A 20,689-nucleotide genomic window follows, 5' to 3' on the forward strand; every position below is an offset into this window, starting at 1 on the left:
AGTCCTCCGGCGTCGGCCAGATCAATGCCGCCATGGGCCAGCTCAGCCAGACCACGCAGCTCAATGCATCCAGCTCTGAAGAGTTGGCCGCGACGGCCGAAGAAATGAGCAGCCAAGCCGACCAGCTGCAACGGACCATGGCCTTCTTCCAGCTCAGCCCGGCCCGTGGCCCGCAGGCCGAAGCCGCTGCGCCCACGCGCCAGGCGCTGAAGGTGGCCAGCCGGGCACCAGGCCGCACGCCGCGCGCCACCGCCGCCGCGGCGGTGCGTGCGGCGCCGGTCGATGAACACCACTTCACATCCTTCTGACAGGAGACCGCAGATGAACGTGACCACCTCCGCCACGGCGGCCCCGGGCGGTGCGATGCCGGCGATGCTGGCGGCCGAGCCGCAGCAGTACCTCACCTTCATGCTGGGCGGCGAAACCTTTGCGCTGGGCATCCTGGCCATTAAGGAGATCATCGAATACCGCGGCCTGACCGAGGTGCCGATGATGCCGCCCTCCATCCGCGGCGTGATCAACCTGCGTGGCGCGGTGGTGCCGGTGATGGACCTGCAGGCCCGCTTCGGCCGCCCCAGCAGCGACATCACCAAGCGCACCTGCATCGTCATCATCGAGGTGGAGAGCGAAGGCGAGCGCCATGTGCTGGGCGCGGTGGTGGATGCGGTCAACGAGGTGCTGGAGATCGCGCCGGCCGACATCGAGCCGCCGCCGTCGTTCGGCACCCGCATCCGCAGCGATTTCATCCACGGCATGGGCAAGGTGCGCGGCAAGTTCGTCATCCTGCTGGCGGCCGAGCAGGTGCTGTCGGTGGAAGAGATCGCCGCCGCCGGCCAGGCCGCCGACACCAGCCTGGCGCACTGAGGGCGGGGCAGCCAGATGCAAGCTTCGGCGCTGAGCGACAGCGACTACCGGCGCTTCCAGGCCTTCATCCATGCGGCCGCCGGCATCACGCTGTCGTCCGGGAAGAAGGCGCTGGTGTGCGGCCGGCTGGCCAAGCGCCTGCAGCACCATGGGCTGGAGCGGTATGCCGACTACCTGGCGCTGCTGGACAGCGGCCGCGCCGAGGGCGAGGTGCAGATCGCGGTGGACCTGCTGACCACCAACGAGACCTACTTCTTCCGCGAGCCCAAGCACTTCGCGCTGCTGCGCGAGACGGCCGCCGCCGCGCCGCGTGGACAGGCCTTCCGCATCTGGAGCGCCGCCTGCTCCAGCGGCGAGGAGCCCTACACCATGGCCATGGTGCTGGCCGACGTGCGCGCCGACAAGCCGTGGGAGGTGTTCGGCTCCGACATCAGCCTGCGCATGCTGCAGCGCGCCCGCCAGGGCCACTATCCGATGGAGCGCGCGCGCAACATCCCGCCCGAATACCTCAAGCGCTTCTGCCTCAAGGGCACGGGCGAGCAGGCGGGCACGCTGCTGGTGCAACGGGCCCTGCGCGAGCGGCTGCGGCTGCTGCACGTGAACCTGAACGAGACGCTGCCGGGCGAGCTGTCGGGCTTCGACATGGTCTTCCTGCGCAACGTGATGATCTATTTCAATGCCGAGACCAAGCGCCAGGTGGTGGAGCGGGTGCTTGGCACGCTGCGGCGCGGAGGCATCTTCGTCGTCGGCCATTCCGAGAGCCTCAACGGCATGATGGATGGCGTGCAGCAGGTGTCGCCGTCGGTATACCGCAAGCTGTAAGGGCGGCCGCACGGGCCGCCGTCTAGGAGACGGTGATGGAATCGCTCAAACCGCCAGCAGTGGAGGCGGTGCGTCATGAAGCGGTGCTGGTGGTGGACGACAGCACCACCCAGCGCCAGCATGCGGCGGACCTGTGCCGCAGCCTGGGCGTGGCCCGCATCCACGAGGCACGGGACGGCCGCGAGGCGCTGGACCTGCTGGCCGCGCTGCCCGCGCCGCCCACGCTGATGGTCATCGACCTGGAGATGCCGGTGATGGACGGCTTCGAGCTGATCCAGCAGATGAGCAAGCGCGGCCTGCGCATCCCGTTCATCGTGGCCTCTGCGCGCGAAGGCGCGCTGGTGCGTGCGGTGGAGGTGATGGCCGCGACGCTGGGTCAGCCGCTGCTCGGCGGCGTGGCCAAGCCCTTGACGGCCGACGTGCTGGCCGGCGCGCTGGAAGGCAGCCAGGGCGCCGGCGCACCCGCCCTGGCCGCCAGCGTGCCCGGCGCGCAGCCGGCCATCCCGCCGGACAAGCTGCGCGACGCGCTGGCCCGCGGCCTGGTGGTGCCGCATTACCAGCCCAAGGTGGACATCCGGACCGGCCTGGTGCGCGGGGTGGAGGTGCTGGCCCGCTGGAACGATGCGCAGCTGGGCGCCGTGCCGCCCGACCGCTTCATCGCCATCGCCGAGCAGCACGACCTGATCCTGCCGCTGACGCAGGCCATTGCCGACCGGGCGATGGCCCAGGTGGCGCACTGGAATGCCCACGGCATGGTGCTGTCGGTGGCCATCAACCTGTCGCCGCTGCTGCTGCGCACGCCGGGCCTGGTGGAAGGCGTGTGCAGCCTGCTGTCGCGCCATGGGCTGCCGGCCGGCCAGCTGGTGCTGGAGATCACCGAAGGCTCGGTGGTGGGCTACGACGCGGTGACCATGGGCGTGCTGGCGCGGCTGCGCATGCGCGGCGTGGGCCTGTCGATCGACGACTACGGCACCGGCTTCTCGTCGATGCAGCAGCTGGCGCGCATCCCGTTCACCGAGCTGAAGATCGACCGCTCCTTCGTGCACAACGCGCACCGCCAGTCGCATGTGCGGGTCATCCTGCAATCGGCGCTGGAAATGGCGGGCCGGCTGGGCCTGGTGTCGGTGGCCGAGGGCGTGGAGACGATGGAGGACTGGCGGCTGCTGCAGCGCTTCGGCTGCACCGTGGGCCAGGGCTTCCTGATCGCACGGCCGATGTCCGGCGATGCGCTGCCCCGCTGGATGAAGAGCCACGAGGCCCGCCTGCCCGAGCTGCGCCTGCGCCAGCGGCCGGAGGCGGCCGATTCCACCCTGGCACCGGAGGCCACATGAAACGGATCAAGGTGCTGGTGGTGGACGATTCCGCCGTGGTGCGGCAGGTGCTCACCGGCCTGCTGTCGGAAGCGCCTGGCATCGAAGTCACGGCCGCCTGCGCCGACCCGATGCTGGCGCAGGAGCGCATGAAGCAGCAGTGGCCCGACGTCATCGTGCTGGACGTGGAGATGCCGAAGATGGACGGCATCACCTTCCTGCGCAAGATCATGGACGAGCGGCCGACGCCGGTGGTGATCTGCTCGACGCTGACCGAGAAGGGCGCGCGCACCACGCTGGAGGCGCTGTCGGCCGGCGCGGTGGCCATCGTCACCAAGCCGAAGCTGGGGCTCAAGCAGTTCCTGGCCGATGCCGCGCAGGAACTGGTGAGCACGGTGCGCACCGCCGCGCAGGCCAATGTGCGCCGCACCGTCGCGCGGGCCGCCTCGGCGCCGCTGGCGCCCACCGTCAAGCACACCGCCGACGTGATCCTGCCGCCGCAGGCGCAGGGCGGCCGCGCGATGGCGCAGACCACCGAGCGGGTGGTGATGATCGGCACCTCCACCGGCGGCACGCAGGCGCTGGAGGCGGTGCTGACCGAGCTGCCGCGGGTGTCGCCGGGCATCGTCATCGTGCAGCACATGCCGGAGAAGTTCACCGCCGCCTTTGCGGCGCGGCTGGACAGCATCTGCCACATCACGGTGAAGGAAGCCGCCACCGGCGACCGGGTGGTGCCGGGCCAGGCGCTGATCGCGCCGGGCGGCAAGCACACGCTGCTGCGGCGCAGCGGCGCTCAGTACCACGTGGAGGTGGTGGACGGCCCGCTGGTCAACCGCCACCGGCCGTCGGTGGACGTGCTGTTCCGCTCCGCGGCCAAGTGTGCCGGCGGCAATGCGCTGGGCATCATCATGACCGGCATGGGCGACGACGGCGCGGCCGGCCTGCTGGAGATGCGCAATGCCGGCGCGGCCACGCTGGCGCAGGACGAGCAGAGCTGCGTGGTGTTCGGCATGCCCAAGGAAGCCATCAAGCGCGGCGCGGTGCAGCGCACGCTGCCACTGGGCGGCATGGCGCGCGAGATCGCGGCACTGCAGCGGATCTGAGGCCTCAGGCGCTGGCGCGTTCGACGATGGCAAAGCCGATGTCGATCACCCGCTGATCCACCGGCTGGCCTTCGGCGCGCTGCACCAGCAGCTCCGCGGCGCAGCGGCCGATGCGGGTGCCATCGATGCGCACGGTGGTCAGCGCCGGCTGCAGGTCGGCCGCGAACTCCTGGTCGCCCAGGCCCACCACTGCCATCTGCTGCGGCACCCGCAGGCCGCGGGCCTGCGCCTCGATCAGCGCCCCCAGCGCCAGCGTGTCGGAGCTGCAGAAGATGGCGCTGGTGCCCGGCGCCTGCTGCAGCAGCCGCGCCAGCGCGGCGCGGCCGGCCCCCAGCGTGCTGGGCGCGGGCGACAGCAGCTTGTGCACCGGCTGCGCCAGCCCCAGCCGCTCGCCGGCGCGCTCGAAGCCCTGGGCCCGGGTACGGGCGCGTGGATCGTCGGCGCTGACCAGGCCGATGCGGCGGTGGCCGCGGGCATGCAGGTAGGCCATCACCGACTCGCCGATCGCGTCGTGCGAGAAGCCCACCAGCATGTCCAGCGGCGTGGGCGTGAGGTCCCAGGTTTCCACCACCGGGATGCCCGAGGCCAGCAGCAGCCGGCGGCCTTCGTCGCTGTGCTGGATGCCCACCAGCACGATGCCGTCAGGCCGACGGCGGATGACGGCGTCCAGCAGCGCATCCTCGCGGCCCTGGTCGTAGCCGGTCTGGCCGATCATCAGCTGGTAGCCATGGCCCACCAGCGTCTGGTCGAGCGACTTCACCGTCTCCTGGAACACGGGGCCCACAAGCGTGGGCAGCAGCGCGGCCACCAGCCGCGCCTTGGAAGAGCGCAGCCCGCGCGCCATCGCATTGGGCACGAAGCCGGTCTGCTTGACCGCCTCCAGCACGCGCTTGAGCGTCTCCGGGGACACCCGCTCCGGCTGGTTCAGTGCACGCGACACCGTCATGGCCGACACGCCGGCCAGGCGGCCGATGTCGTGCACGGTGAAACGCTGCGGCTTGTTCATGGGACAGGGCGGGCGCGTGAAAAAGGCCGTGATTGTGACGGCCGCCGCCGCCCGGGCAGCCGCGTGCCGCGAGCGGGGCCGGGCGCGGCTTCAGGCCGCGCTGTCCACCCGACGTGCGCCGGCCATGGACGCCAGCGTGCGGCGCACCAGCGCCACCTGCGTCTCCAGCGGATCGGGCGCGGGCTTCTCGCCGCTCATCACCGCCTGGATGTACAGCGCGGTGGTGGCCGCATCGTGCGTGCGCGGCAGCAGCGGCATGGTGGCCAGCACGCCTTCCTGCGCCGGGCAACCCAGCTCGGGCCGCGGCTGTCCGTCGATCCAGGCCTCGATGCGCGGCTGGCGCCGGGGGTCGGCCACGGCCTCGCCTTCGGTGCCGCGCAGCAGCATCATGCTGGCGCCACCCTGGCGGGCATAGGCGGCCATCAGCTCGCCAAATTCGGGGTGGGTATAGCTGGCCAGGCGCAGCGCGGGCGCGCCCTGCACCGGGTCCAGCATCTTGGCCACGGTGTGGCCGGAATTGCGCAGGCCGATGGTCCAGCGCACGTCCAGCAGCCGCGCCAGCGGCGGGCACAACGCATCCACGCACAGGAAGGCGGGCTCGCGCCGGGCCCAGGCCTGTTCCACCTCGGCCACGTCATGCGCGATGGGCAGGCCCAGGTCGTGCAGCACGTCTGCGGTGCTGACCCGCTTGGGGTCGTGGCGGGGGCCGTGCATCAGCACCTGCACGCCTTCCTGGGCCAGCCGCATCGCCAGCAGCGGCGTGAGGTTGGGCAGGCGGCGTGCGCCGTTGTAGGTGGGCAGCACCACCACCGGCTGCCGGCTGTGCACGTGCACGCAGCGCGCCTGCACCGCGGCCAGGAAGCCGGTGAGCTCGTCCACCGTCTCGCCCTTCATGCGCATGGCGATGGCAAAGGCGCCGACCTCCAGGTCGGTGGCCTGGCCGTCCAGCACCAGGCCCATCAGGTCCTGGGCCTGCTCGATGCTGAGCGACCGTGCGCCGGCACTGCCGCGGCCGATCTCCTTGATGTAGTGACTGATGCTCATGACGATGTCTCCTGCGCGCAGGTTCGCAAGTTTCGGACCTTTGCGCCGGCGCCGCGATTGCGCTGGATCATGCCGCCACCGGCTGCGCCACCATGCGGCGCAGCTCGGGCAGGCAGGAGCCGCATTGCGTGCCGCAGCGCAGCTGCGACTGCAGCTGGGCCAGTCGCTCGGCGGGGCTGCCGCTGCATTGCGCCAGCGTGGCCTCGATGGCCCCCGCGCCCACGTTCAGGCAGGTGCACACCTGGCGGCCGCGCACGGGCGTGGGCAGCGGCGCCTGGGGCCCGGGGTTGAGCAACTGGCGGCCGTAGGCCTGGGTGGGCAGCTCGTCCTGCAGCAGCGGCTTGAGCCAGGCCTCGGCCCGTGCGTCACCGGCCAGCAGGAAGCCGTCGAGCCGCCGGTCGTCCTGCACATGGCGCAGCCGCATCGCGCGGCGCTGGCCGCGGCGCGGGTCCTCGTAGTGCAGCACCGGGGCGTCGTGGCTGCCGTAGGCCAGGCCCAGCAGCGTCTCGATGCGGCGCACCACCGACATCTCCGGCGCGGCCTCCAGCGCGGCCTTGAACAGCAGGCCGCCGCGCTGGTGGCCGAAGGGCACGCACACCGCATAGCCGAAGGCCTGCATCAGCTGCTGCAAGGCCTTGCGCGCCGGCAGCAACTCTTCCTCGGGCAGCCAGGCCATGGCCACCAGCCGCCAGGGCAACTCGGCCTTCAGCAGCTTGACGGCGCAATGCTTGAGCTCGGGCTGCATCGAGCGCGGGCAGTAGCGCGGCGTGGTCAGTGCATTCACGCCGGCCAGCGGCTGGCCGCGTGCACTGCGGCCGGACATGAATTCCTCGCCCCAGTGCATCGCGATGAAGGCCTGGGCCGGTGCCATGCCCTCGTCGGCCGCGGCCGGCATCACGATGGAGCCGCGCCGCGAGGTGACGTGCACCAGGTCGCCGGGCTGCAGGCCCAGGCGCTGCAGCTCGGCCGGATGCAGCGCCACCGAGGGCTCGGGCACCTGGCCGAACAGCCGGCCCACGTTGCCGGTGCGGCTCATGCCGTGCCACTGGTCGCGCAGGCGGCCGGTGTTCAGGCTGAAGGGATAGCGCACGTCGCGCGGCTCGGCCACCGGCTCGAAGGGCGTGTCGAAGAAGCGCGCGCGGCCGTCGGCGGTGGGGAACACGCCGTCCTCGTACAGGCGGGCGCGGCCGGTGGCCTGGCCAGCGGGCAGCGGCCATTGCTGCGGGCCTTGCGCATCCAGCATCGGCCAGCTCAGGCCGGTGATGTCGAGGTCGCGGCCGCGGGTGGTCTCGCGGTGCTCGTTCCACACCTGCTCCGGCGTGGTGTAGGGGAACAGTGCGGCCGCGCCGGCACGCAGGCGGGCCTGGAGCCGCTGCGCCAGCTCGGTGGCGATGTGCCAGTCGTGCCGCGCCTGCCCGGGCGGCGGCACCGCCGCGCGCACCCGGCTGATGCGCCGTTCGCTGTTGGTGACGGTGCCTTCCTTCTCGCCCCAGGTGGTGGCGGGCAGCAGCAGGTCGGCGAAGGCGGCGGTGGCGGTGGTGGAGAAGGCTTCCTGCACCACGACGAAGTCGCAGCGGCGCAGCGCCTCGCGCACCAGCGCCTGGTCGGGCATGGACTGGGCGGGGTTGGTGCAGGCGATCCAGAGCGCCTTGATCTGGCCATCGGCCGCGGCCTTGAACATCTCCACCGCGCTCTTGCCGGGCTGGGCGGGCACGTCGCTCACGCCCCAGAAGGCGGCCACCTCGGCCCGGTGCGCCGGGTTGGCCAGGTCGCGGTGGGCCGACAGCAGGTTGGCCAGGCCGCCCACCTCGCGCCCGCCCATCGCATTGGGCTGGCCGGTGAGCGAGAAGGGCCCGGCGCCGGGCTTGCCGATCTGGCCGGTGGCCAGGTGCAGGTTGATCAGCGCGGCATTCTTGGCGGTGCCGCTGGCGCTCTGGTTCAGGCCCTGGCAGTACAGCGAGAGCGTCGGGCTTCGCGCCGGCCCGCCTTCGTCGAGCCCGGCGAACCAGGCGGCGGCCTGCACCAGCGCGGCCTCGCTGATGCCGGTCAGGCGGCTGGTCTCGCGCGGGGTGTAGTCGCGCACCCGGGCCTTCAGCGCATCGAAGCCGCTGGTGTGCGCGGCGATGTAGGCGGTGTCCAGCCAGCCTTCCCACAGCATCAGGTGCAGCATGCCGTGGCACAGGGCCACGTCGCTGCCCGGCAGGAGGGGCAGGTGCAGGTCGGCCGCGGCCGCGGTGTCGGTGCGCCGCGGGTCCACCACCACCATGCGCAGCCGCGGATTGGCACGCTTGGCGTCCTCGATCCGGCGGTACAGGATGGGGTGCGCATAGGCGGTGTTCGATCCGGTGATGAACAGCGTGCGTGCATGGCCCAGGTCTTCATAACAGGCCGGCGGTGCATCGGCCCCCAGCGTGGCCTTGTAGCCGGCCACCGCACTGCTCATGCACAGGCGCGAGTTGGTGTCGACGTTGTTGGTGCCCACCAGGCCCTTGGCCAGCTTGTTGAAGACGTAGTAGTCCTCGGTGAGCAGCTGGCCCGAGAGATAGAAGCCCACCGCATCGGGCCCGTGCTCGCGGATCACCTGCTCGAAGCGGTCGGTGGCCAGGGTCATCGCCTCGTTCCAGCTCACCGGCTGCGGCGGCGCCTCGCGCTGCGCGCGCCGCATGGGGAACAGCAACCGGGCATGTTGCTGGATGGGCGCGGTGGCGGTGAGGTGCAGCGTGCTGCCCTTGCTGCACAGGCGGCCGAAGTTGGCCGGATGGTCCGGGTCGCCGCGCACGCCGGTGATCTGGCCAGCGGCCGATTCGATCACCACGCCGCAGCCCACGCCGCAGTACGGGCAGGTGGATTTCGTTTCGTGCAAGGCCGTCATTCAGCGTCCCGCGGCCAGCTCGTCGGCGTCCAGCGACACCACGCCGTCCTGCACCTGCACCGCGAAGCGCGGCGTGCAGCCTTCGTCCGGCGCACGGGCGCAGCCGTCGTCCAGGCCGATGGTCCAGTTATGCAGCGGGCAGGCCACGCTGGTGCCGAAGACGATGCCCTGGCTCAGCGGGCCCTGCTTGTGCGGGCATTCGTCCAGCAGCGCGAACACCTCATCCTGCGCGGTGCGGAACACCGCCACCGCCGGCCCGGCCGCACGGGCCACGCGGCGCGCGCCCAGCACCGGGATGTCTTCCACGCGGCAGATGGCTTTCCAGTGCGTCATCGTTCAGGTTCCCAGGGTCTCGAACTGGCGCAGGTCCACGCCGGCCTTCTCGAACTCGAACCACGGGTCGGGTTCGCCGTCCAGCGAGAAGGCCAGCCGGTCGTACAGCGCCTTGCGCTGGGCGGCATCGTCCAGCACCTTGGCCTTGACGTAGTCCAGCCCCACGCGGTTCACGTAGTGCACCGTGCGTTCCAGGTACCAGCCTTCCTCGCGGTACAGCTGCAGGAAGGCGCCCGCGTACTCCACCACCTCGGCCGCCGTCTTGAGCTTGCAGAAGAAGTGCGCCACCTCGGTCTTGATGCCGCCGTTGCCGGCGACGTAGATCTCCCAGCCCGAATCGACGCCGATGATGCCCACGTCCTTGATGCCGCTCTCGGCGCAGTTGCGCGGGCAGCCGCTGACGGCCAGCTTGACCTTGTGCGGCGCATACATGCGCCACAGCACCCGCTCCAGCTCGATGCCCAGCGAAGTGGAATCCTGCGTGCCGAAGCGGCACCACTCGCTGCCCACGCAGGTCTTCACCGTGCGCAGCGTCTTGCCGTAGGCATGGCCGCTGGGCATGCCCAGGTCGTGCCACACCTTGGGCAGGTCTTCCTTCTTCACGCCCAGCAGGTCGATGCGCTGGCCGCCGGTCACCTTCACCGTCGGGATCTGGTACTTGTCCACCACGTCGGCGATGCGGCGCAGCTCCGAGCTGTTGGTGGTGCCGCCCCACATGCGCGGCACCACGCTGTAGGTGCCGTCCTTCTGGATGTTGGCGTGGCTGCGCTCGTTGATGAAGTGGCTCTGCGGATCGTCGCGCGCCTCCTTCGGCCAGGTGCTGATGAGGTAGTAGTTGACTGCCGGCCGGCAGCTGGCGCAGCCATTGGGCGTGCGCCAGCCCAGGGCCTGGTACGTGTCGGGGATGGTCAGCAGGTGCTGGGCGCGGATGGCCTCGCGCACGTCCTGGTGGCTGGCGTCGGTGCAGGCGCACATCGCCTTCTTGGTGGGCGGCTTGGAGTAGTCGCCGCCGGCGGTGAACATCAGCAGCTGCTCTACCAGCCCGGTGCATGAGCCACACGACGCACTGGCCTTGGTGTGCTTGCGCACCTCTTCCAGCGTGAACAGGCCCTTGTCCTTGATGGCCTTGCAGATGGTGCCCTTGTTCACGCCGTTGCAGCCGCAGACCTCGGCCTCGTCGGGCATGGTGGCGGCCTTGCTGTGGCCCTCGTGGCCGGTGTCGCCGATGTTGCTCTCGCCGAACATCAGCTTGTCGCGGATGTCGTGGATCTTGCGGCCCTCGCGCAGCAGCTTGAAGTAGTAGCTGCCGTCCACCGTGTCGCCGTACAGGCAGGCGCCCACCAGCTTGTCGTCCTGGATCACCAGCTTCTTGTACACGCCGCCGAAGGGATCGCTCATCACGATCTCCTCGGTGTCGGCGCCGCCCATGAAGTTGCCGGCCGAGAAGAGGTCGATGCCGGTGACCTTGAGCTTGGTGCTGGTCTGGCTGCCCAGGTAGCGGCCGATGCCGAACTGCGCCAGGTGCGTGGCGCACACCTTGCCCTGCTCGAACAGCGGTGCCACCAGGCCATAGGCGATGCCGCGGTGGGCCGCGCATTCGCCCACCGAGTACACCCGCGGGTCGGTCACCGTCTGCAGGGTGTCGCTCACCACGATGCCGCGCTGGCAGTGGATGCCGATCTTCTCGGCCAGCGCGGTGTTGGGGCGGATGCCGGCCGACATCACCACCAGGTCGGCCGGGATCTCGCTGCCGTCCTGGAATCGCACGGCCTTCACGCGGCCGTCGTCGCCGCCGGACAGCGACTGCGTCTGCGCACCCAGCTTGAACTGCAGGCCGCGCGCTTCCAGCGCCTTCTGCAGCAGCTGCGCCGCCGATTCGTCGAGCTGGCGTTCCATCAGCCACCGGCCGATGTGCACCACCGTGACCTGCATGCCGCGCAGCATCAGGCCGTTGGCGGCCTCCAGTCCCAGCAGGCCGCCGCCGATCACCACCGCATGCCGGTACTTAGTGGCCGCGTCGATCATCGCCTCGGTGTCCGCGATGTCGCGGTAGGCGATGACGCCCTGCAGGTCCTTGCCGGGAATCGGCGGCACGAAGGGCGTGGAGCCGGTGGCCAGCAGCAGCCGGTCGTACTCGGCCTCGGTGCCGTCCTCGGCGCGCACGATGCGCCTGCGGCGGTCCACGTCCACCACCTTCCGGCCCAGGTGCAGCGTGATGCCGTGCTCGGCGTACCAGCTCAGCGGGTTGAGGATGATGTCGGGGATGGTCTGCTCGCCGGCCAGCACCGGCGACAGCAGGATGCGGTTGTAGTTGGGATGCGGCTCGGCGCCGAACACGGTGATGTCGTAGAGGTCGGGCGCGATCTTCAGCAGCTCTTCCAGCGTGCGCACGCCGGCCATGCCGTTGCCCACCATCACCAGTTTCATCTTCTTCATGAGCGTGCTTCCTTCGGATTCAAAAGCAAGGGAGGTGCCATCCGCGGCCGTGACAATCCGGCATGAGCTTCGACGTCGACATCGGCCTGGCCAGCCAGACCGGGCCCCGCCGCATCAACGAGGACTTCGCCGGCGTGCGCCGGGGCGATCCGCTCGGCCTTATCGCGGTGATGGCCGATGGCGTGTCCACCGGCGGTGGGGGCCAGGAGGCCGCGCAGACGGTGGTGCGCGGCCTGCTGGCCGACTACTTCGATGCGCCCGACACCTGGGAGACCACGGTGGTGCTGGACCGCCTGATCCAGGCCCACAGCCAATGGCTGGCCGACCACAACCGCCGGCGGCAGAACCTGAGCGAACAGGCCGGCGAGCCGCGCACCGCGCTCACCACCGTCACCGCGCTGGTGGTGCACGGCCACGGCTTCACCATCGCGCATGCCGGCGACAGCCGCGCCGCGCAGCTGGTGGACGGTGAGCTGGTGCAGCTCACCACCGACCATGTGTTCGGCAACGTGCACCAGCGCAACCGGCTCACCCGTGCGCTGGGCCTGGACGACATGGTGCGCCTGGACTTCGTGCAGGGCGAGGTGCGCGTGGGCGACTGCTTCGTGCTCACCACCGACGGCATGCACGGCCTGCTGCCGGCCAGGCGCATGGCACACCTGATGCGCGAGGCGCCGGATGCCCAGGCGGCGGCCGACACGCTGGTGCGTGCCGCGCTGGAAGCCGGCGGCACCGACAACGCCAGCGCCATCGTGCTGCGCATCCGCGGCCTGGACACCGGCCGACTGGAGGATGCGCTGCTGCGTGGCCGCCGCCTCGACCCACCGCCGCCGCTGAAGGTGGGCGACGTGCTGGACGGCCTGACCATCACCGCGCGCGTGGCCGACACCGGCGTGCACCGCCTGTACCAGGCCCGCACCGCCGACCGCCGGCTGGTGGCGGTGAAGACGCTGCACGAGTCGCGCGCCAGCGATCCGGAGGAACGGGCCATGCTGGCGCACGAGGCCTGGCTGGGCCTGCGCGTGGGCGAGAGCGGCGCGCCCGGCTTCGTGCAGGTGCACGAGGTGGCCGCGCCCAGCGCGCTGTACACGGTGTTCGACTGGCATGGCGGCCACACGCTCGAACAATTGCTTGCACAACGCACCCGTTTCGGGGTGGCCGATGTGGTGCAGGCCGGCATCGCCATCGGGCGTGCGCTGGGCCGGCTGCACCGGCTGGGCGTGGTGCACCGCGACGTGAAGCCCGGCAACCTGCACCGTGGCGACGACGGCCATTGGCGGCTGCTGGACCTGGGCGTGGCCATCTCGGGTCGCGAGCCCGCGGTGCAGCGCCAGCTGCATGCCGGTACGCCCAGCTACATGAACCCCGAGCAGTGGGACGGCGCCGCGGCCGATGCCGGCAGCGACCTGTTCGCCCTGGGCGTCACGCTGTACCAGTGGCTGGGCGGCCGGCTGCCCTACGGCGAGATCGAACCCTGGCAGGCCGGCCGCTACCGGCGCGACCCGCGTGCGCTGTCGCGCCTGCGGCCCGAGGTGCCGATGTGGCTGGACCACCTGGTGCTCAAGGCCGTGGCGCGCGATCCGCGCCAGCGCTTCGAGACCGCCGAGGAACTGGTGCTGGCGCTGGAGCGCGGCGCCGCCCGCAGCGCCGGCGGCGGCAGCCATCTCGGCGCGCCGCCGGCCACGCCGCTGGCCCTGCGCGACCCCGCGGCGCTGTGGATGGCGGCCTTCTGGATCTCGGCCCTGTTCAACATCGCGCTGGTGGCCTGGCTGCTGTTCCTGCCACGCTGAGGCGCCGTGCTTCATGCCGGGGCCTTCTTCGAGCGGCCGGCTGGCGTGCCGGCCTGGCGGCCGCCGGCGGTGGCCGGCGTGGGCACGATGCGGGCCCGGCCGCCGCGCTCGGCCCAGGTGCGGGTCCAGCGGATCTGCACGATGCGCAGCATCGCCAGCATCCCCAGCGCCAGCACGGTGAAGGCCACGAAGCCCCACAGGTAGCTGCCGCTGTACTGCTTGGACAGTCCCATCGCGTTGGGCAGGAAGCCGCCGCCCAAGGCGCCCACCTCGCCGATCATCGAGCCGGCCACCGCGGTGGTGAGCGGCCAGCGCAGCGGCACCAGTTGGAACAGCGCGCCATTGCCCGCGCCCAGGGCCGCGAAGCACAGCATGAACAGCAGCGTGGTCACCGGCAGCGAAGCACCGGCGAAGCCGCAGGCCAGCAAGGTGATGGCCACCAGCACCAGCACGCCCGACAGCGTGGTGATGCCGCCCAGCCGGTCCGACAGCGCGCCGCCGATCACCCGCACGCCCGAGCCCATCAGCGTGGCCAGCATGGTCAGCTGGCCGGCCTGCACCTTGGTGACGCCGAACTGGTCGTGGAAGTAGGTGGGCAGGAAGCTGGCCAGGCCGATGAAGCCGCCGAATGTCACGACGTAGATCAGGCTGAAGGCCCAGCCGTCCTTCTCGAACAGGCAGGCGGTGTGCTCGCGCAGCGTCTGGTGCTCGCGGTCGGGCGGCTCCTTGGCGGCCAGCCACATCACCGCCAGCGGCAGCAGCATGGTCAGCGCGGCCAGGCCGTACACCGCCTGCCAGCCGAACTTCATCGCCAGCGGCGGCGCGAACAGCACCGCCAGCACGGTGCCGCTGTTGCCGGCACCGGCGATGCCCATGGCCAGCCCCTTGTACTGCGGCGGGAACCAGCCGCTGCCCAGGCTCAGCGCCACGCCGAAGCTGGCGCCGGCGATGCCCAGCAGCACGCCCATGGCGAGCACGCCGTCGTAGCTGTCGACGAAGTAATAGCCGAAGCCCAGGGCCAGGATGATGAGCGCCATCTCCACCATCGCCGCGTTCTTGCGGCCGATGTACTGCGACAGCACGCCCAGCGGAAAGCGCATCAGTGCGCCGGCCAGGATGGGCACCGAGACCATGAAGCCCTTCTGCGCGGCGTCCAGGCCGTAGGTCTCGCTGATGAAGGGACCCATGGCGCCGTTGAGCACCCAGACGGCGAAGCAGAAATCGAAGTAGAGGAAGGAAGCCGCCAGCGTGGGCCAGTGGCCCGCGCGCAGGAAGGTCTTGAAGCCGGCCATGGCGTTCAGTACCCGGACCCGGCGGCGCGATGCGGCCGGTCGGCGAAGGAAGTGGGGATGCGGGCGGACCGCGCGGGCAGGGCCCGGTTCAGTGGCAGCGACAGACGCACGATGCTCCTCCAAGAGCGACGACGAACGGCAGGCCTGGGGCTTGCCGGGGGAGGGTCATGGCTGCGCACGCCGGTGTGCACGGCAATCGTGCACGGAGTGCACGATCGGGGCGCATCTGCGCGCCTTGGGCAGCGTTGTTTGCAGCATTCGTGCCAGTGCGCCGCACTGACAATGAACCGGCATCGGTTCAAGCTAGGGAGAATACGCAGCGCCGTGGCCGGCCCGCTTGCCTCGACTGCAACGGCCCCTCACCATAGAACGTCCGCTTGCCCGTCGTTTACACGCGGCTTGCAAAATGTCTCGATGGATTTATCCAGTCACCGCTCCAACAACCAAGCATTCACGGTGTTGCCCACTCTCACCTCCGCCGATTCCGCGCTGGAAGCCGCCTTCGCCCTGCTGTTGCCGGCGCTGGCCGAGCGGCAGGGCGTCCTGCTGGCCGTCAAGGACGCCGCCAGCGGCAGTTACCTGTGGGTGAACGAGGCCATGGCCCGTTGGCTGCACCTGGAGCCCGCCGAGGTGCCGGGCCGCACCGACGCCGAGCTGCTGGACCCCACGCTGGTGACCACCCTGCGTGCCGCCGAGCACACCGCCATGTCGCAAGGCCAGCCGCTGACCAGCGAGCACCGCTTCGAGCGCGATGGCGACAAGCACGACTACCGGGTGCTGCGCCTGCTGACGCCGCCCGACGCCGAGGGCCGCCGCCTGCTGTGCAGCGCCTGGACCGACCAGGCGGCGCAGAAGGCCAAGGACGCCCAGCTGCGCGCCGCGCTGGAGCAACTGGAACAGCTGCAGCGCAGCATCGAGACGCTGCGCCGCGAGCTGCAGGACCATTCGCTGCGCGACACCCGCACCGGCCTCTACACCCGCGCCCACTTCGACGACCAGCTTCGCCGCGAGGTGGACCTGTCCTCGCGGGAGCACCGCGAGTTCGCCCTGGTGGCCATCGCGGTCGATCCGCCCACGCCGCGCGTGGCCGAGCTGGGCCAGCCCGCCCACACCCGCATCGTCGAGACGCTGGGCCGGCTGCTGCGCGGCAACACCCGCGCGATGGATGCGTCCTGCCGGGTGGACGACAGCCGCTTCGCGGTGCTGCTGTCGGGCGTGGGCCTGGCCACCGCGCATGCGCGGGTGGAAAGCCTGCGCCGCGAATGCGCCACGCAGATCGTGGTGCTGGATGGCGAGGAGCTGCGCTTCTCGGTCTCGATGGGCGTGGCCAGCTATCCGCACACCGCGCACAGCCAGGAGGAGCTGCGCGAGGCCTGCGATTCGGCCCTGGCCGAGGCCCAGCGCCGCGGCGGCAACGTGGTCACGCTGGCCGGCATCCGCTTCGAGCGGTCCGACGACTGAAGCCGGTCAGCGGGCCGTGATGCCGCGCCACAGCATGTAGCCGGCCAGCAGGTACAGCACCAGCGCGAACACCCGCTTGAGCTTGCGCACGTCCAGCGCATGCGCCACGCGCGCGCCCACCGGCGCCATCACCACGCTCACCGCGGCCACCACGGCCAGTGCGGGCAGGTACAGGTAGCCGAAGGCGCCGGGCAGGGCGGGTGGCAGGTTCCAGCCGCCCACCACATAGCCCACGGTGTTGGCCAGCGCAATGGGAAAACCCAGCGCCGCGCTGGTGGCCACCGCGTTGTGCATGGCCACGTTGCACCAGGTCATGAAGGGCACCGACACGAAGCCGCCGCCCGCGCCCACCAGCCCCGACAGGAAGCCGATGACGCCGCCGGCCGCGGTGGTGCCCGCGGCACCCGGCAGCTGGCGCGTGGGCTGGGGCTTGCGGTCCAGCAGCATCTGCGTGGCCGAGAAGCCGACGAAGCCCGCGAAGAACAGGGCCAGCGCCGCGCCCTTGAGCACCGCGAACACGCCGGCCCCGGCCAGCAGGCCGCCCAGCACGATGCCGGGCGCCAGCCGGCGCACGATGTCCCAGCGCACCGCACCGCGCCGGTGGTGCGCACGCACGCTGGACAGCGAGGTGAAAAGGATGGTGGCCATCGAGGTGGCGATGGCCATCTTCACTGCCACGCCAGGCGGCACGCCGCGCGCAGCCAGCAGGTGGGTGAGGAAGGGCACGATCATCATGCCGCCGCCCACGCCCAGCAGCCCGGCCATGAAGCCGGTGGCCGTGCCCACCAGCAGCAGGGAGACGATGAAGGCGGCGTCCATCCGGCGGGCGCCCTCAGGCGATGTCCAGCAGGGCCGTCACGGCCTGCCATTCATCCGCCGTCACCGGCGTGATGGACAGGCGGTTGCCCGGCTTGAGCACCACCATGGACGCCAGCTCCGGCCGTTGCCGCATCTCGGCCAGCGACAGCAGCCGCGTCTTGCGGCCGTGGTCCACGTCCACATGCAGCCAGCGCGGCGCGTCGGGGCGCGACTTCGGGTCGTGGTAGGGGCTGGCGGCATCGAACTGCGTGGCATCGGGATAGGCCGCACTGGCCACCCGGCACACGCCGGCGATGCCGGGCTCGGGGCAGGACGAGTGATAGAAGAGCACGCCATCGCCCACCTGCATCGCATCGCGCATGAAGTTGCGCGCCTGGTAGTTGCGCACGCCGGTCCAGGGCACGCGGCCCAGGCGCACGAGGTCGTCTATCGAGCACTCGTCGGGCTCGCTCTTCATCAGCCAGTAGGCCACGTGGGGGAGGTGCGCGCAGGGCGCGCCAGGCAAGAAGGGTGGGGTGTCCGCCGCAAGCCGCGAGCCGCATTCCCGAACCCCAAAGGGAAGTTCAGGTGGGCGAGGTCAGCAAGGCTTCGGGTTCATCTGACGCGAGACGATCACACCAGCCGAGCGATGTTCCAAGCCCTTGGTCATAGACCATCGGTTCGAGGAAATATAGGACCCGCGCGAATGCGACGGACGAATTCATTCTAAGGCCGGGTGCTGCCGCGGGCCGTAGGAAAAGGCCGGCATTTCCATGGCGGGCGGCGGGTCTCAGAACAGTTGGCCGTCGTCGCCCAGCGCATGGTCGATGCGGCGCACCAGCGCGCCGACGTCCACCGGCGGCGGCACCGGCTGGCCTTCGGCCGGCGGGGCGGGCGGGCGCTCGGCCAACTGGTAGGCCAGGTTGAGCGCGGCCAGCACCGCGATGCGCTCGCGGGCCTTCACGCGGCCGGCATCGCGGATGGCGCTCATCTCGCGGTCCACGCTGGCCACGGCGGCCATCAGCGAGCTTTCGCCGCCTTCGGGGCAGCCGAGGATGTAGCTCTGGCCGAGGATGGTGACTTCCATCTGTTTCATCGGGTGTCGCCTCCGTTGGCGGGCAGGCGGTCGAGCAGGGCGTCGATGCGGGCGCGGGCAGCATTCAGGCGCGAGCGCATCTGGTCGCGCTCCAGCGTGACGGCTTCGACCTGCTGCACGAGCAGGGCGTTGGTGCGCTTGAGTTCCTCGTGTCGAAGCACGAGGCGTTCGATCCGCTCGGCAAGATCTTCGAGGGTGGACATGGCGTTGGCGATCGGTGGGCGACCCTGATTGTAGGCGGGGGGCTGGTAGCATCCGGGCCGTTGGTGCCTGGGTTGCGCTTCGTTGCAGCCCGGGGTAAACGGGAAGCAGGAAGGCACGGCCCCACGGGCCACGCCCAACCTGCGCTGCCCCCGCAACGGTAAGCGGACTGGATGGTTGATCCGATCAACCATCCCGCGGCGATGCCCTCTGCCACTGGGTTGCCGGCTCATGAGCCTGGCCTGGGAAGGCTGCATCGCCGAATCCGCCAGCCCGGATACCGGCCAACGAGCGGCAGCCATCCTCCAGGGTGGCGGCCATGTCGCAGACGCCCGCGGGGAAGCAGGCGGCTGCCCTTGTCGTTGTGCCCTTCCATGACTCGTTTGATTTCCGCGCCTGCCGCGCGACCGGTGTCGCTGACGCTGCGCCTGGCCCTGGCCGCCTGTTTCGTTTCCTCCGCCACCGCGCAAACGGTGGTGGTCACCGGCAGCCGCGAGCCGCTGCCGCTGGACCGCGTGACCTCCGACGTGGTGCTGATCGATGCCGAGCGCATCCGCGCCAGCACCGCCGATTCGGTGGAAGACCTGCTGCGCCGCGAGGCCGGCGTGCAGGTGTCGCGCAACGGCGGCACCGGCAAGAGCGCCTCGGTGTTCATCCGCGGCGCCGGCTCCAGCAACACCGTGGTGCTGATCGACGGCGTGCGCATCGGCTCCGGCACGCTGGGGCAGGTGGAGTTCGAGGCGCTGTCGCTGTCGCAGATCGAGCGCATCGAGGTACTGCGCGGGCCCGGCTCCAGCCTGTATGGCGCAGATGCGGTGGGCGGCGTGATCCAGATCTTCACCCGCACCGGGAAGTCGGGCGCCGGCACCACCTTCGACGCCGATGCGGCCGTGGGCGGCTATGGCGCGCGCAAGGGCAGCGTGGCCGTCACCGGCGCCAGCGGCCTGTTCGACTATGCGGCCTCGCTGGGCCATGAGCGCGACGAGGGCGTGTCGTCGCTGCGCGAGGGCGACCGCTTCGGCAACTACAACCCCGACCGCGACGGCCACCGCCGCACCAGCGGCACGCTCAAGCTGGGCATCACGCCGGTGGAAGGCCACCGGGTGGGCCTGCTGGTGACCGACACGCGCCTGCGCTCGCAGTACGACGGCAGCGAATACCTGGCGCCCGACTTCGCCCAGGACGCCAGCGGCGACATGCGCAACCACCTGGACACCCGCGTGGTGTCGCTGGACTACCGCGGCCGCCTCGGCGCGGCCTGGACCACCTCGGTGCAGATCGCCCACAGCGACGACGACCTGCGCAGCGGCGACCGAGCGCCCGACCGCTACCGCACCCGCCGCAACCAGCTCACCTGGCAGAACGCCTGGACGCCCGACGGCGACACCCAGGTGGTCGTCGCCTTCGAGCGCCTGGTGGAAAAGGCCGATGCCAGCACCTACCTGGGCAGCGAGCGCCGCAGCAACAACGCGCTGGTGCTGGGCTGGTCGGGCCGCTTCGGTGCCCACACGCTGCAGGCCGACCTGCGGCATGACGACAGCTCCGTCTACGGCGGCAACAGCACCGGCCGCCTGGGCTGGCGCATGAGCCTGGCGCCCGCCTGGAGCGTGCGGGCGCTGGCCGGCACCACCTTCCGCGCGCCGAGCTTCAACGACCTGTACTACCCCGACTACGGCGTGCCCACCATCGAGGCCGAGCGCGGTCGCAGCATCGAGGCCGGCGTGGAATGGCGACGCAACGGCAGCGAGGCCGGGCTGACCGTCTACCGCAACCGGGTGAAGAACCTCGTGGCCTACCAGCCCGACGCGGCCTTCTGCCCGCCCGGCCCGGGCTACCAGTACGGCTGCGCCGGCAACGTGGGCCGTGCCACGCTGGAAGGCGCCACGCTCACCGCGGCGCACCGCCTGGGCGCGCTGCAGCTGCGCGCCACGGTGGACTTCCTGGATGCGATCGACGACGGCACCGGCAACCGGCTCACGCGCCGCGCCGCGCACCAGGAAAGCCTGTCGGCCGACCTGGACCTGGGCCGCTGGGCCTTCGGCGCCTCGCTGCTGTCGGTGGGCGCGCGGCCGGACGGCAACGTCAACCTCGGCGCCTATGCGCTGCTCGACCTCAGCGCCCGCTGGCGCTTCGCGCCGCAGTGGCAGCTGGAAGCCAAGGTGCTCAACGCCACCGACAAGCAGTACGAGCCGGCGCGCGAGTACCAGGCGCTGGGCCGCCAGGCCTGGATCGGCCTGCGCTACAGCGCGAAGATGCTGTGA

At 71.0% G+C, this 20,689-nt stretch carries 17 protein-coding genes, 1 pseudogene and 1 riboswitch; of the genes and pseudogenes, 8 read left to right on the forward strand and 10 right to left on the reverse strand.

Annotation, left to right across the window (positions count from 1 at the left end):
• The 5 genes and pseudogenes from VO99_RS30970 to VO99_RS22875 form a co-directional block, all read left to right on the forward strand.
• Positions 1 to 308: pseudogene (locus VO99_RS30970) on the forward strand (methyl-accepting chemotaxis protein); the annotation flags it as partial.
• 13 nt (positions 309 to 321) lie between these two features.
• Complete coding sequence (locus VO99_RS22860; RefSeq protein ID WP_046115262.1) at positions 322 to 864, forward strand: chemotaxis protein CheW; 543 nt, start codon at positions 322 to 324, stop codon at positions 862 to 864.
• 15 nt (positions 865 to 879) lie between these two features.
• The gene (locus tag VO99_RS22865; RefSeq protein WP_046115263.1) at positions 880 to 1,686 is read left to right on the forward strand and encodes a CheR family methyltransferase; all 807 of its coding nucleotides are present in this window, start codon (positions 880 to 882) and stop codon (positions 1,684 to 1,686) included.
• 35 nt (positions 1,687 to 1,721) lie between these two features.
• Positions 1,722 to 3,017 (forward strand): EAL domain-containing response regulator, encoded by a 1,296-nt coding sequence (locus VO99_RS22870; RefSeq protein ID WP_046115264.1) that lies wholly within the window; start codon positions 1,722 to 1,724, stop codon positions 3,015 to 3,017.
• Positions 3,014 to 4,099, forward strand: a complete 1,086-nt coding sequence (locus VO99_RS22875; protein ID WP_046115265.1) for a protein-glutamate methylesterase/protein-glutamine glutaminase — start codon at positions 3,014 to 3,016, stop codon at positions 4,097 to 4,099. The genes VO99_RS22870 and VO99_RS22875 overlap by 4 nt, the downstream gene beginning before the upstream one ends.
• Before the next feature lie 4 nt (positions 4,100 to 4,103).
• Here VO99_RS22875 and VO99_RS22880 read toward each other — a convergent pair whose 3' ends face one another.
• The 5 genes from VO99_RS22880 to nirB all read right to left on the reverse strand — a co-directional run bounded on the left by VO99_RS22880 (position 4,104) and on the right by nirB (position 11,790).
• On the reverse strand, positions 4,104 to 5,105 hold the full coding sequence (locus VO99_RS22880) for a LacI family DNA-binding transcriptional regulator (RefSeq protein WP_046115266.1): 1,002 nt from the start codon (positions 5,103 to 5,105) through the stop codon (positions 4,104 to 4,106).
• A 90-nt stretch (positions 5,106 to 5,195) separates the two neighbouring features.
• Complete coding sequence (gene ybiB / locus VO99_RS22885; protein WP_046115267.1) at positions 5,196 to 6,149, reverse strand: DNA-binding protein YbiB; 954 nt, start codon at positions 6,147 to 6,149, stop codon at positions 5,196 to 5,198.
• Positions 6,150 to 6,216: 67 nt separating this feature from the next.
• Positions 6,217 to 9,012 (reverse strand): nitrate reductase, encoded by a 2,796-nt coding sequence (locus tag VO99_RS22890; RefSeq protein WP_046115316.1) that lies wholly within the window; start codon positions 9,010 to 9,012, stop codon positions 6,217 to 6,219.
• 9 nt (positions 9,013 to 9,021) lie between these two features.
• On the reverse strand, positions 9,022 to 9,354 hold the full coding sequence (gene nirD / locus VO99_RS22895; protein ID WP_046115268.1) for a nitrite reductase small subunit NirD: 333 nt from the start codon (positions 9,352 to 9,354) through the stop codon (positions 9,022 to 9,024).
• A 3-nt stretch (positions 9,355 to 9,357) separates the two neighbouring features.
• Complete coding sequence (nirB, locus tag VO99_RS22900; protein ID WP_046115269.1) at positions 9,358 to 11,790, reverse strand: nitrite reductase large subunit NirB; 2,433 nt, start codon at positions 11,788 to 11,790, stop codon at positions 9,358 to 9,360.
• A 62-nt stretch (positions 11,791 to 11,852) separates the two neighbouring features.
• Between nirB and VO99_RS22905 the strand changes: the two genes are divergently transcribed.
• Positions 11,853 to 13,580, forward strand: coding sequence for a bifunctional protein-serine/threonine kinase/phosphatase (locus tag VO99_RS22905; RefSeq protein ID WP_046115270.1), 1,728 nt, complete (start codon positions 11,853 to 11,855; stop codon positions 13,578 to 13,580).
• Positions 13,581 to 13,591: 11 nt separating this feature from the next.
• Here VO99_RS22905 and VO99_RS22910 read toward each other — a convergent pair whose 3' ends face one another.
• Positions 13,592 to 14,872: an MFS transporter gene (locus tag VO99_RS22910; RefSeq protein WP_046115271.1), complete on the reverse strand. Its 1,281-nt coding sequence runs from the start codon at positions 14,870 to 14,872 to the stop codon at positions 13,592 to 13,594.
• Positions 14,873 to 15,328: 456 nt separating this feature from the next.
• On the opposite strand from VO99_RS22910, the gene VO99_RS22915 reads away from it, so the two are divergent.
• Positions 15,329 to 16,333 (forward strand): GGDEF domain-containing protein, encoded by a 1,005-nt coding sequence (locus VO99_RS22915; protein ID WP_046115272.1) that lies wholly within the window; start codon positions 15,329 to 15,331, stop codon positions 16,331 to 16,333.
• Positions 16,334 to 16,339: 6 nt separating this feature from the next.
• Here the strand turns inward: VO99_RS22915 and VO99_RS22920 are convergent, their stop codons facing one another.
• The 4 genes from VO99_RS22920 to VO99_RS22935 all read right to left on the reverse strand — a co-directional run bounded on the left by VO99_RS22920 (position 16,340) and on the right by VO99_RS22935 (position 18,430).
• Complete coding sequence (locus VO99_RS22920; RefSeq protein WP_046115273.1) at positions 16,340 to 17,152, reverse strand: sulfite exporter TauE/SafE family protein; 813 nt, start codon at positions 17,150 to 17,152, stop codon at positions 16,340 to 16,342.
• A 13-nt stretch (positions 17,153 to 17,165) separates the two neighbouring features.
• Positions 17,166 to 17,609 carry an EVE domain-containing protein gene (locus tag VO99_RS22925; protein WP_046115317.1) on the reverse strand — a complete coding sequence of 148 codons (444 nt, stop codon included), beginning with the start codon at positions 17,607 to 17,609 and terminating at the stop codon, positions 17,166 to 17,168.
• 312 nt (positions 17,610 to 17,921) lie between these two features.
• A complete protein-coding gene (locus VO99_RS22930; protein ID WP_046115274.1) occupies positions 17,922 to 18,227 on the reverse strand; it encodes a cell division protein ZapA in 306 nt (101 codons plus the stop codon).
• Complete coding sequence (locus tag VO99_RS22935; protein WP_046115275.1) at positions 18,224 to 18,430, reverse strand: coiled-coil domain-containing protein; 207 nt, start codon at positions 18,428 to 18,430, stop codon at positions 18,224 to 18,226. The genes VO99_RS22930 and VO99_RS22935 overlap by 4 nt, the downstream gene beginning before the upstream one ends.
• A gap of 44 nt (positions 18,431 to 18,474) precedes the next feature.
• Positions 18,475 to 18,731, forward strand: a riboswitch (cobalamin riboswitch).
• A gap of 71 nt (positions 18,732 to 18,802) precedes the next feature.
• On the opposite strand from VO99_RS22935, the gene VO99_RS22940 reads away from it, so the two are divergent.
• A complete protein-coding gene (locus VO99_RS22940; RefSeq protein WP_046115276.1) occupies positions 18,803 to 20,689 on the forward strand; it encodes a TonB-dependent receptor domain-containing protein in 1,887 nt (628 codons plus the stop codon).

The sequence above is a fragment of the Aquincola tertiaricarbonis genome, assembly GCF_000969605.1.
GTDB lineage: Bacteria > Pseudomonadota > Gammaproteobacteria > Burkholderiales > Burkholderiaceae_C > Aquincola > Aquincola tertiaricarbonis.

Excerpts from the sequence above, each read along its gene's own strand:
- VO99_RS22875 (WP_046115265.1), top strand. The coding sequence starts at position 3,014 with ATGAAACGGATCAAGGTGCTGGTGGTGGACGATTCCGCCGTGGTGCGG.
- VO99_RS22880 (WP_046115266.1), bottom strand. The coding sequence starts at position 5,105 with ATGAACAAGCCGCAGCGTTTCACCGTGCACGACATCGGCCGCCTGGCC.
- VO99_RS22920 (WP_046115273.1), bottom strand. The coding sequence starts at position 17,152 with ATGGACGCCGCCTTCATCGTCTCCCTGCTGCTGGTGGGCACGGCCACC.
- ybiB (WP_046115267.1), bottom strand. The coding sequence starts at position 6,149 with ATGAGCATCAGTCACTACATCAAGGAGATCGGCCGCGGCAGTGCCGGC.
- VO99_RS22940 (WP_046115276.1), top strand. The coding sequence starts at position 18,803 with ATGACTCGTTTGATTTCCGCGCCTGCCGCGCGACCGGTGTCGCTGACG.
- VO99_RS22935 (WP_046115275.1), bottom strand. The coding sequence starts at position 18,430 with ATGTCCACCCTCGAAGATCTTGCCGAGCGGATCGAACGCCTCGTGCTT.
- VO99_RS22860 (WP_046115262.1), top strand. The coding sequence starts at position 322 with ATGAACGTGACCACCTCCGCCACGGCGGCCCCGGGCGGTGCGATGCCG.
- VO99_RS22870 (WP_046115264.1), top strand. The coding sequence starts at position 1,722 with ATGGAATCGCTCAAACCGCCAGCAGTGGAGGCGGTGCGTCATGAAGCG.
- VO99_RS22910 (WP_046115271.1), bottom strand. The coding sequence starts at position 14,872 with ATGGCCGGCTTCAAGACCTTCCTGCGCGCGGGCCACTGGCCCACGCTG.
- VO99_RS22925 (WP_046115317.1), bottom strand. The coding sequence starts at position 17,609 with ATGAAGAGCGAGCCCGACGAGTGCTCGATAGACGACCTCGTGCGCCTG.
- nirD (WP_046115268.1), bottom strand. The coding sequence starts at position 9,354 with ATGACGCACTGGAAAGCCATCTGCCGCGTGGAAGACATCCCGGTGCTG.
- nirB (WP_046115269.1), bottom strand. The coding sequence starts at position 11,790 with ATGAAGAAGATGAAACTGGTGATGGTGGGCAACGGCATGGCCGGCGTG.
- VO99_RS22930 (WP_046115274.1), bottom strand. The coding sequence starts at position 18,227 with ATGAAACAGATGGAAGTCACCATCCTCGGCCAGAGCTACATCCTCGGC.
- VO99_RS22865 (WP_046115263.1), top strand. The coding sequence starts at position 880 with ATGCAAGCTTCGGCGCTGAGCGACAGCGACTACCGGCGCTTCCAGGCC.
- VO99_RS22905 (WP_046115270.1), top strand. The coding sequence starts at position 11,853 with ATGAGCTTCGACGTCGACATCGGCCTGGCCAGCCAGACCGGGCCCCGC.